Source organism: Paraflavitalea devenefica (assembly GCF_011759375.1).
Classification (GTDB): domain Bacteria; phylum Bacteroidota; class Bacteroidia; order Chitinophagales; family Chitinophagaceae; genus Paraflavitalea; species Paraflavitalea devenefica.
Window position 1 is genome coordinate 313,164 of record NZ_JAARML010000004.1, and the last position, 15,926, is coordinate 329,089.

A 15,926-nucleotide genomic window follows, 5' to 3' on the forward strand; every position below is an offset into this window, starting at 1 on the left:
CATACCATGAAATATTTATTAACTGCTCTCTTATTTGTTCTGCCTGGCATCGCCCTATCGCAGGTAAGCTTTTCGGGAAAGGTTATGGCCGCCGGCCAGCAACCGCTTGGCGGCGCTACCATCCTGCTAAAAAATAACCTGACCAGTAAGACTGCCATCAGCAATGAGGCAGGTCAATTCAGCTTCGAAGCAATAACGGCCGGCGAATACACCCTTACCGTAAGCGCTATCGGGCATGAAGGGTATACCCGTCTCATCCGGGTAGATGATACCCTTGCCCAAAAAGGTTACACAGTACTACTCACCGGGCAATCAAAAGAATTACAAACTGTGGAAGTGCTGGGACGCAGCAGTACCGGCTATAACAGCGCCTATTCTTTTTCCGCTACCAAAATAGCCGCACTGAACAAAGACATTCCTCAGTCCATCACCACCGTCACCAAAGAGCTGATCAATGACCGGCAGGCTTTCAACCTGGCAGATGCTGTTAAAACAGCCAGTGGTGTTACCCCGGCCAGCTACTATAACCAGTTCACCATACGGGGCATCAGCCAGAATGAAGAAGGCGTTATTCTAAATGGCATGCGCACCCGCCAATACTACTTTAATCAGCCATTAACAGCCAATATAGAACGGGTGGAAGTGATCAAAGGACCGGCCAGCGCCACCTTCTCCAGTGTTGACCCGGGCGGCAGCATCAACCTGGTGACCAAAAAACCGTTGACCGTTGACCGCAAAGAGATCAACCTCAGCGTAGGCAGCTTCAGCACCATCCGGGGTACGCTGGACTTTACAGGTCCGCTGAACCCCGAAAAAACATTATTGTACCGCATCAATGGCGCTTGCCAGGATGCCAAAAGCTTCCGTGACCTCCAATTCCAGAAAGCCTTGCTGATATCCCCTTCCTTCTCCTACGTCCCCAACAACCGCACGGCTGTCAATGCAGAACTGATCTATAGCAACATCAACAGCAGGCTCGACAGAGGCCAGCCCATCTTTGGCGCTGTTGACGGAAAGACCAACCTCAACAGTACGCCCATCAGCTTTAACCTTGGCGCGCCCAACGATTTTTTCAAATCGAAAGAAGTGATACTCACCGGCAGCCTCGCCCACCAATTCACCAGCCACATCAGCTTTAACACCACCTACATGAAGCAGACCTGGACAGAGGACCTGCAGGAACACCGCACCACCAATGCCTTTGCCGTTGATATTCATAACCAACCCATCCCTACCCTCGCCGCCATGCAAATGGTACAAAGACAACAATCCTGGAACACCGACAATGTGAACAGTTACTTCACCTTCGAAGTCAGCACAGGCACTGTAGCACACAACTTATTGATCGGCTATGACCTCCTCCGTACCCACAAACAAAAAGGCGGCGGACAGAATGCAGCAAGGGGATACTTATTGACCAATGGGAAAACGGTTAACACTTACAATCCCGCCAACCAGGACCAATACCAGTTCATCACCATTGACGGTATTCAAATGCCCCGTCCCAACGTAGACCACTTCAACCTGGCCAATCCCGTTTACACCATCCGCAATGTGAATGATTATATTTTTACCAAATCGCCGCTAGCCCCTGCGCTCATTCAGTCAGATGCCCTGTATATCCAGGAACAACTGAAATGGAACAGGTTCATCCTGCTGGTAAGCCTGCGGCACGACTGGTTTACCGATATCACCAATTACAAAGCAAACAATACCATTGAGGTAAAAAAATCAAGGATAGTGCCCCGGATTGGACTCACCTATGCCGTTACCACTAACATAAACGTGTATGCTACTTACCTGGAAGGTTTTCAGCCGCAGGCCAATACCGTCACCTTATTGCCGGTAGCTGCTCCCGCAGGCAGCACCTTCGATCCCATCACCAGCGACCTGAAAGAGCTGGGCGTGAAAGCCGCCCTGTTTAACAATTGCATACAGGTGAATGCAGCACTGTATGAGATCAACCAGCGCAACCTGTTGATGAATGCCAATGATCCCGCCAATCCCGATCTGCTGGTACCCCGTGGTGCGGAAAGAAGCCGTGGTTTTGAAATGGACGTCGCCGGTTATCTCCTGCCCAACTGGCAGCTCAATGCCTCCTACAGTTATATTGATGCGGAGATCAGGAATGACCGGGACAAATCACTGATCGGCGCCCGGAAACAAAATACACCGGAACATAGCGGCAGTGTGTGGACGCGGTACAACTTTAAGCAACAATCCGGGCTCAAAGACCTCGGCATTGGTATCGGCTTTCAATACAGCGGCGATAAAATACCCTGGTTTACCAGGGCCTTCACTGTGCCTGCCTATACCCTGCTGGATGCAGCCATTTACTATACGCCCAATAAGAGCAATATGCAGATTGCGTTAAATGTCAATAACCTCACCAACCAGGAATATTGGCTGGGGGCGCAAAACTACCTGCGCTTATTTCCCGGCGCACCCCGCAATGCTATGCTCACCGCTACTTATAAATTTTAAATGAATAATGTCAGGCTGAGCTTGTCGAAGCCCTTCGACAGGTTCAGGGTGACACTGGCTTTCTAAATAACACTGTATGCGAAAAACTGTGCTCCTGCTCATAGCCCGCCAACTATGGCGCCAGGCATTCAGGAATAAAGGCATCTTCATCCTGACCGTTATCATCGGTCTCCTGCTGGCCTATGCCGCTTTTACCGGCTGGAAAAACGTAGCCAGGCAGAATGCCATCCGGCAACAGTTCCAGGAAGAAGCAAGACATGACTGGGTAAACAACCCCGACAAACATCCGCACCGCATGGCGCACTATGGCCACTTTGCCTTCCGCCCCCAATCATCCCTCAGCTTCTTTGATTTTGGTATGGAAAGCTATATGGGCAGTACGATATTCCTCGAAGCGCATAAGCAGAACTCCGTCAACTTTTCGGAGGCAAGCTTTTCCACCGGCCTGCTGCGCTTTGGAGAGATCAGCATGGCCATGATCCTCCAGGTATTGGTACCCCTGCTCATCGTTTTTTTAGGGTTCAGCAGCATTGCCGCAGAGCGGGAAAACGGCACCTTGAAGATCTTGCTCAGCCAGGGAATAAGCTGGCAGGAACTCATCGCCGGGAAAGGCCTGGGCATCATCAGTATTGTATTGGTATTGTACCTGCCAGTGCTGCTGGTGTCTGTCCTGCTTTGGATGAGCTTCATCCAATTCCGGGTATCGGCCCATGAACTCATCAGCATAGGCTGCATAGCCGGCGCTTACTTCGGCTACTTTGTTGTTTATAGCCTCATAGCAGTGCTGGTATCGGCGACGAGTAAAACGGCCAAAGCAGCTTTGGTGAAATTAATCGGTATCTGGCTGCTCTTTACCATTGTATTGCCCAGGGCCACCCAATCGCTGGGTGCTTACGGCTACCCTGCTCCTTCTACCATTGCTTTCCAGGCAGCCATTGAAAAAGACATTTTAAAAGAAGGCGATAGCCATAATCCCGATGATGCGCATTACAAAGCCATCAAAGATTCATTGCTCAAAGTCCACCAGGTAGATTCTGTAGAAAAACTGCCCTTTAATTACAGCGGGTTCATCATAACCGAAGGGGAAAAGATCAGCGCCACCATCTACAACAGGCACCTGGCGCAGCTCCTGCAACGGTACGACCAGCAGAACAGCATCGCCCGGTATGCAGCCTTTGTCAATCCCTTCATGGCCATTAAATATTTCTCCATGGCTGTTACGGGAACAGATTACAATTCGTACATCCGCTTCCAGGACCAGGCGGAGCGCTATCGCTACTATATGGCGCAACGCATGAATGAGCTGCAAATAAAATACATCCCCAATAAAAAGCCTGGCCCCGCCGACCGGCCCTATACCATCAGCAGTCAGCATTGGGAAGAGCTGCTTGAATTCCATTACGAGCCGGCCTCTCTCGGGACTGTTATTGGCCATGAGCGTATTTGCATCGCAGCATTTATAGCCTGGTTCCTGCTGCTGCTTATTATCACCCGTGTACTGTCACAGCAACTAAAAGCCATTTAACATGATCTCCTTAGCTTTTAAAAACTTCATCAGGTCTGGCAGTGTTATCACCGGACTCACCTTCCTTTTTATTACCGGCCTCGTGAGCCTGTTCATTGGCAGGCAATTCCTGGCCAAACAGCAGGAACATATCGCCGATGTAAGCGCCTGGCAACAGGAGCATATCAACAGGCATACCCAATACTTTGACAAAGAAACCGGCTTGCTCCTCTATTACCTGCGTTTTGCCATTGCCAATAGAACGGAGCCTATCAATGCCTTGTCTATCGGGCAAAGGGATGTTAACCCTTCTGTAAAAAGCCTTACCATCCGTAACCTGGAAGCGCAGCAGTATGATACGGACCTGTACAATCCCGCCAGCCTGTCATTGGGCAATCTCGACTTCAGCTTTGTGGTCATTTACCTCTTCCCGCTGGTGATCATCGCACTTACCTATAACCTCTTATCGGGCGAAAAAGAGAACGGTACCTGGCCACTGCTTACGGTTCAATCAGGCAGTCCGGTGCGGATACTGGTCAAATTGCTGGCGATGCGGGGCGCTGCACTCTTTGCTGTTTTTATATTGCTTATGATAGCCGCCATTGGTCTCTTATCCCTGCCTTTTAATACGGTCCTGCTGGCCTTCTTTAGTGTGAGTGCCCTGTACCTGTTGTTCTGGCTGTCGGTAAGCTGTTGGGTAATATCCTGGCAAAAGGGTTCGGCGGTCAGTGCGGTCAGCCTGCTGACGGTGTGGGTGCTGCTCACCATTGTGGCGCCGGCCGTCATCAACAATTACCTCATTAACAAATACCCCGTACCAGAAGCCCTTGATACGGCGGTGAAGCAACGCAGGGGTTATCATGAAAAATGGGATATGGACAAGCGGGTGACCATGAATAAATTCTATGCGCATTATCCACAGTTCAACAAATATCGGTTGCCCGAAGGGCAATTTAGCTGGTTATGGTACTATGCCATGCAGCAAATGGGTGATGATGACGCGCAGCCCCAAAGCCGGGAACTACAAGATAAACTACGTCGCCGCGAATTAGCTGCCAACCAGGTTGCCAGGTTCATTCCCACCTTGCATGCCCAGTTACAAATGAACAACCTGGCCCAATCGGGCTTAGGTAACCATTTGCAGTTCCTGGACAGTGCAGGCCGATTCCATGAAAAAATGCGGTTGTACTTCTACCCGAAGATATTTGAGAACACTTCCGTTAAGCAGGAGAACTGGGATCAGTTCCAGGTGGAATGGTTTACTGCTGAACAGAAAACCAATTGGTGGACGCTGCTGCTACCGCTGATAATAAGCTCCCTCCTTTTATCCGCCTTCAGTGTCTTCCATTTCAAAAAACGCAGGGAATAAATGCTTTTATGCCTATCTTTATCACTCCAATAGTTCAACCTTCGCAAGTCCTGTAGTGTGCAGGCGAATACAGCCATCTATTTTATATTATTTCCGCCGTGGTTTGTGTCTCCACAAACCACTAAAACGTCATTAAAAACATGAAAAAGAACGTAACCATCCGTATTGCCTTTACTGTATTGTCAGTAGTCACCGGTACCCTTTCCCTGCACGCACAAAAAACACCCGGGGAACTAAGTAAGCTCATCCTGGAGAAAGACAGCATTTTCTGGACAAGTTATAACAAGTGTGATACAGCGCTGAACGCCCAATTCTTTTCGGAGGATGTGGAATTTTACCATGACAAAGGGGGCATCACCTACGGGCGCCATAACCTGGTAATGAGCCTTCAGAACAATCTCTGCAGCAATCCCAACTTCCGCATAAGAAGAGAGGCCGTACCAAACACCCTGAAAGTATATCCCCTGGAGAAGAACGGCGTCATCTACGGCGCTGTCATGACAGGTGAACATTATTTTTACATTACACAAAACGGGAAGCCGGAATCCCGGGAGGGCCATGCCAGTTTTACTCACCTGTGGCTGCTTAAAGATGGTGCCTGGAAAATGCATCGTATCATCAGTTATGATCACCATCCGGCCGCATCCAGATAACACAAGATAAAAAGCCTTGGCGTTTTATATCTATCTTAACACGTTATAGGTAATATTGACAGGAAGGCTTCGTTTCGGGAAGAACGAAGCCTTCTTCACATGAAAATACCGACCACCTATTTAACGCTATTCACCGCCTTGCTGTTTTCTCTTACCACCATAGCACAGCAAAAAGTGCGTGCACCCAACAGGAAAGCGCAAAGCGCCTCTCACCATAAAGGTGATACCATTTATTTTGCATTGCCCTTCCGTTATTCCTACAATGATTCAATACCAGGCATAGGGAGACCCCTCCTGCCCGACATTGGATATGTATTGGTCAGGTCGGGCAACAAAGTGGTAAGCTGGAAATACATATCGTATTGCAACGGTGATTGCACCAACTTTTTGTCGGCCACATCAGACTGGATTTACCTGGATAACGATACCCTTTTCTCCTGGCTCAGTAAGAACCTCGAAAGGATCAGGCAGGAAGAATTACATCCATTCATATACCAGACAAAGGAGCATAACCTTGTCTATTACGAACCGCTCCAGAGTAGCCACCAGGAAGCAGTCACTTTTTTTATTAGTATTGGCGGCTCCGGAAAAGAGATCAGGAAAAACATCAACCTTAGGCATGTAGAACAACACACGGGACAGGGGTACATGAAGAACATTAATTACGCTTACAATAGCAACACCAGGCTTTACCGATTATACCTCATGCTGGAACAGCGCTTTAAGGCATGGGACATGAAATACACTTTCTCCAGGGTAAAATAAGCGGGCAGCGGCGAGTCAACAAATACAAATAAATGCGTACCTTAAGCCCTGTTCCAAACGCATACCCTTTAACATGAGCTTCCTCAATAAATTGTTTAAATCCACGCCTGCCCCTCCACCACAACCGGAGATGCCGGTGGGCGAATCCTTCGACAGCTTTAAAGGCAAAATATATCCCTGGGTGAAAGTCATGTTTGACAAGGACAGCAGCAACAAAGGCACAGCAATTCCCGGTCTTAAGATTGATGTCGTCATGAAACCCTGGCTGGGCGATCTGGCTATTTTTTATGCAGTAGACAGGGGCAATATGTTTAGCCTGATGCAACAAAAAGACATGCCGCCTGGTATGTCGCTGGATGAACTACACAATATAGCGGTCGATAACCTGGAAAAGGATATTCAATTCAAACTAAGGGAAACCAACTTTGGCGGCTATGGCTTCACTGCCGGCGGGGACCATGAGGCGGGCGCCATTTGCGTGCCTGGCATCTGGAAATGGGTGGCGGGAGAATTAAACGACAGCCTCGTTGTAGCTGTTCCGGCCAAAGACCTCATTATGCTGGTACCGGCCGGCAACCCCGAAAAAGTAGAAACCTTGAAAAACCTGGTCGCCGAATTCCATAAAACCGGCCAGCGCTTACTCACCAAACAGCTTTATCATTACGATAGCGCCTCTGCTAACTGGACCCTTTATTATAAAGGGGAGTAACTACTTGTTCATTTTATATTCCTCTTAACACTCCCCGCAAAATAATGTTGGGAGAGCTGGCGTTTTCCTTCAAATCTCCTTTCCATACATGAAAATTCCTGCAGGCTACTTATACGTATAAAGTAATCAATTAGCTTCAGCTATTTCTTTCAGCGCTACCAGGATACCTTTAAGTGTTTGGGGAGCAAAAATATTGGGCCGGTTGTCTTCCTGTATAATTTCGATATGGGTAACCCCATTGGTATTTGTCAGCACATAAGTTGTAACACAGCGATTACCTATAGTATCTTCCAGGCCGGGCTTTGGTGTAAACAGATTATATTTTACCAATTCGTTTGTACGTACGTCTAAAACTGTTCCCCACTGTTCTAATGTTTTTCCTTCGTATTCGGCGCTGAAACGGATATCTCCCCCCACCTTCCAGTCTGTTGTCAGCACCTTCCCGTATTGCCAAAGTTTTACCAGTTCAGGTTTTGTAAGCGCATCAAACACTTGTTGCGTGGAGGCTTTTGTGCTAACGGATGAAGTGTATATTGCCATTGATTGGGTGATGTATTGTTTTTTTAATAATTTCAGGTCAAAACAAATAAACAACAAAGACATTGTTTTTGTTTTATGCTTATGCATCCCTGCTTACACCTGTACACTATTGGGCATTCCAACCATCCGGCCGGAATCTTTATACAATTGCTGCAACAGCATCATATTACCAGTCTCATAGATGTAAGGACCTCCCCTTATTCCAGGCACAACAGACAGTTCAACAGGGAAACCCTGCAATCCGCATTGGAAAAAGAAAACATCACCTATTTATGGATGGGAGAAACGCTTGGCGGCAAAAGGGAAGACCTCCAATCTTCCATGGGCATCCGGCAAGAAGAACTGTTCCACCAGGATGCTGCCTATCAAAAAGGGATTGAAGCACTTATTCGCCTCGCAGCGCAGCAACCTACCGCCATCATGTGCAGTGAAGAAGACCCGCGGCACTGCCATCGCCACCGCATCATCAGCACTACCCTGCTCTACCGTAAAACACCTGCCGCCCGGGAAGTGCCCGAAATACACATTCACCATATCCGGGGTAATGGCTCCATTGAAGATGCTGCAACAATCCCGGTAGTGTACCAGCCACCTTTATTCTAGTATTACCTTACTCTATTTCCACCTCACTTTCAGCCCCACTTCATACTGCTTGTTATAGCCGTACTTATTAGCGCCGTTGTAGAAAAAGTTCAGCTCACCATATTCTTTCAACAGGATACCTACTCCCCCTGCAGCATTGCCTGTACTTTGCCAGAATATACCCGCATGAAAGATATTTTCATATTCATATTGCATACCGGCAGTAAAAATATTGTCCTGCTTATAAAATAGCTTATACGCAACCATCGGCTGCAAGTTCGTTTTCCCGTCACATTCAAAACGGTAGGCTGCCTGTACCTGCGCTACAGAAAGATCAGCAGAACGTTTGTCTGCACTTTTTAGCACATTGCTCAGGTTCCAGGCAGCAGCCCCCAACTTCAGGCCAATTCCTTCATAAGCAATCCCAAAATCACCATCAAACTGAATTCCTTTTTCATTAAAGCTTTTAACGGCTTCATCCACCTGTCCGCCCTGGGCCAATGCACTATTGTCCAGCCTTTCTTTATAAAAGCCCACATTCAATCCCATGCTTAATTTGCTGGTTCCTGAAAAACTGATACCATAAGCATAGGACAGCGCACCCATATTGCGCTGCAGCATGCCGCTTTTATCAGCAATGAACCGGATACCCACTGCCGCCTTCTCGCCCATTTTCATGTCGCCGGCAAGGCTGATCTGCCGGGGAGCGCCTTCAAATCCTGCCCAGGATTTATGCAGTAAAGCATAGGCTCTTGAACCTTCCTGACCGGACAGTGCAGGATTCCACAGGTAACCATTCCGATAATATTGTGATAAGGGATTGTTGAAAAAACGCTGTGCTGTAACCCTGGTAGTATTCAGCAGGCTGAACATTGTCAGCATCACAGGGATAATATGCTTCAGGTCCTTTTTCATATCGCAGAATTTAACGCCTGGCAGCGTTCGGCTGCCAGACAAATGTTTTTTAGTGAACAATCGTTACTGAGCCTTTTACCTGCAGCTCATTATTTACCTTCAGCACAAAGAAATAAGTGCCATTTGCCAACGGAGTACCATTCATTCTTCCATCCCACTCGTTGTTATAGCCATTTTTCCGGTACACCAGTTTTCCCGCAGGATCAAATACCTGGAGCTGGTTATTGGGATAACCTGACAGGTTTTTGAACACCAGTTTATCGTTTACGCCATCTCCGTTGGGCGTAAGTACATGATTGTATTCAACAGTTAATTGATCAGTTACCGTTACCAGCACAGACTTTGCAGACTTACAGCCCCTGTTATTGGTGAGAGTAGCCGTATATCTGGTGGTGGTAACCGGCTGTACCATTACCTTGTTACCGGCAGCAGCACTGATATTAATAACCGGCAGCCAGGTGAAACTACCTGCCCCCGATGCTGTCAGCTCGGCAGAAGCGCCCCTGTTGATCGTAACATCTCCACTCAGGTTGATGGTGGTATCAGCATCATACCGTACGGTCACAGGCATAGAAGTGTCTGAAGGACAGGTTTGCGCGGATATAGCAATCAGCCTGTATACGCCCGCACTGCTTACTGTATAACTTACCTGTTTGGCATTGGCAGCAGCGCCCCCCTGGTAAAACCATTGATAGGATGCCGCCTGGTTAACTGCACCAGCCTGTAATGTAATTTTATCACCGTAGCAGATGGTGGTATCGGCAGCACTGGTAATTACAGGTTGTGCAGGCTTAACCCCATTTACAGTTACCTCAGCCGTTGCTGAAGCCTGGTTACCATGCTTATCTTTCACCGTCAGGGTTACCGTATTGGCTCCGATGTTGGCACAACCAAAACTGGTCCTGTTTAACTTCAGCGAATCGATACCATATTCATCATTACTGCCGTCATTGATACTGGCGGCGGTAATCGTGGCTACTCCTGAAGTGCTGAGATCAATACTGATACTTTTGGTAATTACTTTGGGAGGCGTAACATCTTTTCCTGTAATAAAGGACCACACATCACCTGTTATCCGCTGGGTGGCATTCGCTGCATCCACACGCCAGTAGTAAGTAGCGGATGGTATCAGCGTATCAAGGGACGCTTGCGGCTGGGTAAGCCCGGCCCTTTTCAACACCAGGCTATCAGGATGCTTGCCAACGTATACATCGTAGGTCAGTGCAGTACCGCTGTTATCTGCCCAACCAAGCACTACTTTTTCCGGACCTGCACCGGGCAATTGATTGGCCGGAACCGGTGAAGTTACTTTCTGCAGGAAAGGGGTGCCGTAGTACAGTTTACGTACCAGGGAATCGGATAGCGCATAGTTATACATCCGCAGGTCATCAATTTTATCGTGGTAAGATGCTGCAGCGGTATTGCTGCCTGCATCGCCACCGATATATAATACATCGTTGTCTTTACCTACCGCACCACCTGGTTCAGTTTTGGTACTTGCCAGTATTCCGTTGATGTATACTTTTATCTGTTTGCTTTCGGCATCACGAACACCTGTCACATGTATCCATCCTTTATTGAACAAGGCATAGGCGCCCGAGTTAACCGTGATATCAATATTGGTCTTAGCGCCGGAAGCACTGCCCCCGGTATCAATGGCAAACGTAAGTTTGGTATCATTTAACTGCAGCCCATACCACTTGCCTTCGGCCCTTGCACCAGCTGGCGGGTTGGTATTGCTGAAATTACCCTTGTGCACCAGGTAAGCATTGTATTTATTGGAGCTGCTGTAGGCAGCCATATTTACCCACAGGGAAATGGTGAAGGAACTTTCATCAAACTTTATCTGGGGTTGTGCAGGTACTGTAATGGCAGAGCGGGTGCCCCCTGCGGCTGTTCCGAAATCAAGCGCTCCCTGCCATTTACCGGAAGCGGCCCAGGTGGCATTGGTCATATTCACCAGTTCACCGTGATTGGCAAAACCACTGCTGTCGAAAGCAGTTGTACCGGCAGTTGCATCAAAGGCATACTGCGCTACCAGTCCTTTTGCATAGCCTGTTTTAAAGCTCCATACATCACCTGTAGTAGTTCCCAGCAGGCCAATGGCATCCACCCGCCAGTAATAGGTGGTCTGCGTTTTCAGGTTCTTAATGGTCCATGCGGCAGTGGCCAGGGAAACGCTGTCGCTCAGTTTGGTGAGTGAAGCAGCATCCGTTCCGAAATAGAAACGGTATTTGGAGGTATTGACCCCTCCTTTCCAGGTAAGCTTCAAGGTATCGGAAATGCCGTCTATGGTTTTATCATTGGCAGAAGGCGAGTAAGGTTTCTGCGCCACTGCACTTCCATAATACAAAGTAACAATCTCAGGATAGCTAAGCACATAGTTATAGATCTTCAGTTCGTCCAGCATGCCTTTGTAGGGTGCAGGCTTGTTGGTAGAAGCAAGGAATTCCAGTTCACCGATATTACCTATTACCAGTGCGCTGGCTTCACCGATGCCTGATAATGATTTGGAGATGGCGGACTCTTTTACCAGGGCTCCATTAAGATATACCTGCAGTTTCTTGTTCAGCGTATCGCGGATAGTCACCACGTGTACCCAATCGCCGGTGAAGAAGGGTACGCCATCCGTCTGTAATTCATCCTTTCCACCGCCCCCGGCATCGTTATCATCATCCAGGGCAAACCGGAATTGCTTATTCTTGAATTCAATATCAAAACGTTTACCGGTAGCACCGGTCGTTGTGTTTTTAGTGATCGATCCCTTGCACAACAGGTAAGCGCTGCTATTGTTATCCGGCGGCAACAGGGAAGGGCTTGCCTTCATCCAGAATGACAAGGAGAAAGGTCCCTTGTTCAAATAAAGCTGGTCCTGGTTGGGAATGCTTACCACATATTTATCGGGAGAAGCAGTTGCAAAATCCAGTGCATTGTTCCTTTTACCCGGTACACGAATGGAAACATTATCATCATCCAGCCCCAGTACCCCATGGTTCTGGTAAGAGGAAGAGTCGGTTACCTGTGTCCCCTCTCCTGTTTCATCAAAGCTCCAGTAACCCACCAGTCCTGCCGGTATTACTTTGGTAGTACGGAACGACCATACTTCCCCTTCCGCATTTCCTTTGGCATTACTGGCATCAATACGCCAGTAATAGGTTACCAGTTCATTAAGACCGGTTACTTCATAAGAGGGACTGGTGGTATAGACGATCTCTGCTTTTTTAACAAGATTGGCGGGATCGGTACCGAAATACACCGTATATTTTTCTGTATTGCTGCTGCCCGACCATTTTAAGGTAACTTTTCCGGAAACCAGCTCCGCAAATTGAAACCCGTTGACAGGTACAGGCCCCGATGCCAGTGAAGGTGCCGTTGGTACAGGCGGGGTTTTTACCGATACAGGTGTACTATAGGCTGAAGTGCCGGCCGTGGCCACTGCTTTGATACGATAATAATAGGTTGTATTGGGCGCCAGCCCGTTGTTATCAGTATAGGTTACTGAACCGGCAACCGGGTGGGTAATATCAGTATAATTTATACCATCCGTTGTACGTTCAATAACAAAATAATCTTCATTGCTGGCATTATCGGTCCATTGGACTATAATAGTGCTGCTAGGTACCGGTAATTCCGATGAAGTGGCGCTTAAGGTAACCCCTGATGGTGGTTTTACAAATACCGGAGCTGGTGTAACGATCAATGAGTTGATATAAACCTCAATATTCAGGTATTGCGGATAAGCGGTACTATAGGCAACAGCATCGCTCTTATTGTTTTTGTTCAAACCGTTGGCATCTTCCCACGCATCAGGCATGCCATCACCATCTGAGTCAAGCGGCGGATTGGCGCTGAAAACATCCCCCAGTCCGCCATTAGGGAGGGGCAGGTTGGTTTCACGATATACATACAAGCCCTGTGTACCTTTCGATCTCACTTCATTGACCATCAGGTCATCGACCTGGTCACGGCGGGGATAACAGGCGCCCACACTATCACAGATCCACTGATAAGCCTGTTCGGCGGTGAACATTACCGGTGCGGGATAATTATAGGGCGTGGCCTTAAAACCACTTGCTTCAATACCGGGATAGCCATTATTATCATAAGGCACCAATGTTCCGTCGAGTATCCCGTTTTTATCATTATCAAAATAGTTACCGGCCCCATACAGGTTGAACGTGCCTGTACCTCTTGAGAACGGCGTGGTTTTATTGGGTGGGGTTAAGGGACCGCCTACAAAATAGTTGTTGATAATATTGACTTCCGACACGCCGGAAGAACCTCCCATAATATAAGCATCGCCCGACCAGCCATAATTCATATTGGTATCTAACCGGTTGCCGTTGCCCCAGTCATACACCACGTTATTCACGAATTCATTGACGCCCTTTACTTTGGGATTCCGGGTTTTATTACTGATATACAGGTTCCTGATCAGGCTCACTTTTCCGCCATCGGGCGTTTGTATCAAACCTCCGGCAGAATGGTTTTCACGATGCAGCCCCTGTCCTATGATGGAGTTCTGGACCGTAATACTGTCGGGCGCTGTATTCTTGCCATCCCAGTTAATGGAAAAGACTTCGTCCATGCCCCAGGTAAAGGACATGTGATCGAAGATCATATTTTTACCATTGGCAAGACCAGAGGCATCATTGCCTGAGTTATTGGTAGCACCAAGGCGCACACGCAGGAAACGGCAGATGGTATTGGTGGCGCCGGTAAAAGTAATCCGCTTATTAAAAAATACGATCCCGTCCCCCGGCGCTGTTTGTCCGGCAATGGTAACATTGGCAGCTACGCTGACGTCAGACTGCAGCCTTACAATACCACCTACTGCAAATACCACAATACGGCCCGACTTACTCACTGCATCACGGAACGACCCTGTACCATTGTCGTTAAGATTGGTAACGATGTATACCTCCTGTGAAGCGGCACCGCGTGCTCCTTTTGCAAAGCGGCCAAAACCATCGGCTCCGGGAAAGGCCGGTGTCTGGGAAAATGCAGGGTACTGCATTAAAAGCATGATACTGCAAATACACAGCAACCTGTACCTGTTACAGGCAGCAATCGTTTTTCTCATAGCAAGAATGGTTAAAAAGATCAGTAATAAACAGCCGTTAGAAGTGTTCTTATTTATCCTTGGCCGCTGCCAGGCTATTCAGGTACACTTCTACATTGGTATAACTTTTATTAAGGGTGAAAAGATTTCCGTCTGCAGGATCCGAGGGCTTCAATCCTTGCTTTTTTTCCCATGCATCAGGCATACCATCGCCATCCTTATCGGCCGGCGCTGCAGCCGCAGTGATAGCCGGTTGACCGCCCGCCTCCTCTTCCGTCATAAATATTTTTCCCTGTGTGCCTTTTGACTGCAGGTAACCGATCAGCCTGCTGTCTACCGCATCGCGTTTCAGGGAAGCGCCTGCTGCTGCAGCCACTTTTTCGTAGGCAACTGCCGCAGCATGCCGGGTCACCTGCACGGAGGAATGCATAGTAGGCGATGTTACCAGGGTGGCAGTGGCTGCCACAAAATCAGTATCAATGACCGTTCTTCCGTTCAGTTTCCCATCCCGGTTATCATCAACATAATTACCGGTATGGTATACATGATCGGTGGCAGAAAACTGTCCCATAAATTTGCCCGAAGAGTTGGGGCCGGCGATAAAATAATTATTGATCATATCCTGGTAATGATCGCCGGCTGAATGTCCGCCAACGAAACCATTACTGCCCCAGTTGTAAACAATATTGTTGATATACTCTATTCCGGCTTTCGCTTTCGGATTACGGCTTTGGTTATCGATCCAGAGGTTATGATGTACGGTTACTTCTTTGGGGCCTTCAAACAAAGCGCCGAAACGCTGCGGCTCTATGCTTTCTCCTATCATACAGTACTGCAGTGTTACGCGCGAACTGTTTTTGATGTGCAGGTTATCCCACCTGCCCCACTGAATGGACACATGATCGAATATAATATCCTGCAAATTGTCGGCAACCACTGTACAGGACCCTCTGGACATTTTAATACTTCCCCTGAACCGGATATGACGTACAATGGTGTTGGAAGAAAAAGAAATTCCGTTCCCATATACCACTACCCCCTCACCCGGTGCCGATTGCCCGGCAATAGTAATATCGGAAGCGGCCTGGATCTTATTACCGATGCGGATCACACCGGCCACATCAAATACAATGATCCTGTGTGGGGCGCTTACAGCATCCCTGAAAGACCCTTTACCCGAATCCTGCAGGTTGGTGACGTGATATACCTTTCCTCCACGCCCGCCGGTTGCCTGCGCTCCAAAACCTTCGGCGCCCGGAAAAGCAACTGTTTGCGCCTTAGCCGTTGTTAAACCTGTTATACAGAGCAGGAGTAATAATCTATTTGTTTTCATTGTAAGGTAA

The 15,926-nt window shown here is 48.2% G+C and carries 11 protein-coding genes; 7 read left to right on the forward strand and 4 right to left on the reverse strand.

Features of this window, described 5'->3' with window-relative positions:
• Window positions 1-6: 6 nt before the first annotated feature.
• The 6 genes from HB364_RS22990 (at window position 7) to HB364_RS23015 (ending at window position 7,484) form a co-directional block, all read left to right on the forward strand.
• Window positions 7-2,484, forward strand: coding sequence for a TonB-dependent receptor (locus HB364_RS22990; RefSeq protein WP_167290682.1), 2,478 nt, complete (start codon window positions 7-9; stop codon window positions 2,482-2,484).
• A 76-nt stretch (window positions 2,485-2,560) separates the two neighbouring features.
• Window positions 2,561-4,009 carry an ABC transporter permease gene (locus HB364_RS22995; protein WP_167290683.1) on the forward strand — a complete coding sequence of 483 codons (1,449 nt, stop codon included), beginning with the start codon at window positions 2,561-2,563 and terminating at the stop codon, window positions 4,007-4,009.
• A 1-nt stretch (window position 4,010) separates the two neighbouring features.
• A complete protein-coding gene (locus HB364_RS23000) occupies window positions 4,011-5,357 on the forward strand; it encodes a DUF3526 domain-containing protein (protein WP_167290684.1) in 1,347 nt (448 codons plus the stop codon).
• 140 nt (window positions 5,358-5,497) lie between these two features.
• Complete coding sequence (locus HB364_RS23005; protein WP_167290685.1) at window positions 5,498-6,010, forward strand: nuclear transport factor 2 family protein; 513 nt, start codon at window positions 5,498-5,500, stop codon at window positions 6,008-6,010.
• 99 nt (window positions 6,011-6,109) lie between these two features.
• Entirely contained in the window at window positions 6,110-6,775 is a 666-nt protein-coding gene (locus HB364_RS23010) for a hypothetical protein (RefSeq protein ID WP_167290686.1), read from the forward strand.
• A 73-nt stretch (window positions 6,776-6,848) separates the two neighbouring features.
• Window positions 6,849-7,484: a DUF1444 family protein gene (locus tag HB364_RS23015; RefSeq protein WP_167290687.1), complete on the forward strand. Its 636-nt coding sequence runs from the start codon at window positions 6,849-6,851 to the stop codon at window positions 7,482-7,484.
• A gap of 126 nt (window positions 7,485-7,610) precedes the next feature.
• On the opposite strand, the gene HB364_RS23020 is transcribed toward HB364_RS23015, so the two are convergent.
• Window positions 7,611-8,087: an SRPBCC family protein gene (locus HB364_RS23020; RefSeq protein WP_167290688.1), complete on the reverse strand. Its 477-nt coding sequence runs from the start codon at window positions 8,085-8,087 to the stop codon at window positions 7,611-7,613.
• Between the two features lie 18 nt (window positions 8,088-8,105).
• Between HB364_RS23020 and HB364_RS23025 the strand changes: the two genes are divergently transcribed.
• On the forward strand, window positions 8,106-8,627 hold the full coding sequence (locus tag HB364_RS23025) for a DUF488 domain-containing protein (RefSeq protein ID WP_167290689.1): 522 nt from the start codon (window positions 8,106-8,108) through the stop codon (window positions 8,625-8,627).
• Between the two features lie 12 nt (window positions 8,628-8,639).
• On the opposite strand, the gene HB364_RS23030 is transcribed toward HB364_RS23025, so the two are convergent.
• The 3 genes from HB364_RS23030 to HB364_RS23040 are packed head-to-tail and all read right to left on the reverse strand — an operon-like array spanning window position 8,640 to window position 15,916.
• Window positions 8,640-9,521 carry a PorP/SprF family type IX secretion system membrane protein gene (locus HB364_RS23030; protein ID WP_167290690.1) on the reverse strand — a complete coding sequence of 294 codons (882 nt, stop codon included), beginning with the start codon at window positions 9,519-9,521 and terminating at the stop codon, window positions 8,640-8,642.
• Between the two features lie 49 nt (window positions 9,522-9,570).
• A complete protein-coding gene (locus tag HB364_RS23035) occupies window positions 9,571-14,604 on the reverse strand; it encodes a LamG-like jellyroll fold domain-containing protein (protein ID WP_167290691.1) in 5,034 nt (1,677 codons plus the stop codon).
• A 49-nt stretch (window positions 14,605-14,653) separates the two neighbouring features.
• Window positions 14,654-15,916 (reverse strand): pectate lyase family protein, encoded by a 1,263-nt coding sequence (locus tag HB364_RS23040; protein ID WP_167290692.1) that lies wholly within the window; start codon window positions 15,914-15,916, stop codon window positions 14,654-14,656.
• Window positions 15,917-15,926 lie beyond the last annotated feature (10 nt).

Bases quoted from the DNA above. Each gene is read 5' to 3' on its own strand.
- HB364_RS23000 (WP_167290684.1), top strand. From the start codon at position 4,011: ATGATCTCCTTAGCTTTTAAAAACTTCATCAGGTCTGGCAGTGTTATC.
- HB364_RS23020 (WP_167290688.1), bottom strand. From the start codon at position 8,087: ATGTCTTTGTTGTTTATTTGTTTTGACCTGAAATTATTAAAAAAACAA.
- HB364_RS23025 (WP_167290689.1), top strand. From the start codon at position 8,106: ATGCATCCCTGCTTACACCTGTACACTATTGGGCATTCCAACCATCCG.
- HB364_RS23015 (WP_167290687.1), top strand. From the start codon at position 6,849: ATGAGCTTCCTCAATAAATTGTTTAAATCCACGCCTGCCCCTCCACCA.
- HB364_RS23035 (WP_167290691.1), bottom strand. From the start codon at position 14,604: ATGAGAAAAACGATTGCTGCCTGTAACAGGTACAGGTTGCTGTGTATT.
- HB364_RS23030 (WP_167290690.1), bottom strand. From the start codon at position 9,521: ATGAAAAAGGACCTGAAGCATATTATCCCTGTGATGCTGACAATGTTC.
- HB364_RS23040 (WP_167290692.1), bottom strand. From the start codon at position 15,916: ATGAAAACAAATAGATTATTACTCCTGCTCTGTATAACAGGTTTAACA.
- HB364_RS23010 (WP_167290686.1), top strand. From the start codon at position 6,110: ATGAAAATACCGACCACCTATTTAACGCTATTCACCGCCTTGCTGTTT.
- HB364_RS22995 (WP_167290683.1), top strand. From the start codon at position 2,561: ATGCGAAAAACTGTGCTCCTGCTCATAGCCCGCCAACTATGGCGCCAG.
- HB364_RS22990 (WP_167290682.1), top strand. From the start codon at position 7: ATGAAATATTTATTAACTGCTCTCTTATTTGTTCTGCCTGGCATCGCC.
- HB364_RS23005 (WP_167290685.1), top strand. From the start codon at position 5,498: ATGAAAAAGAACGTAACCATCCGTATTGCCTTTACTGTATTGTCAGTA.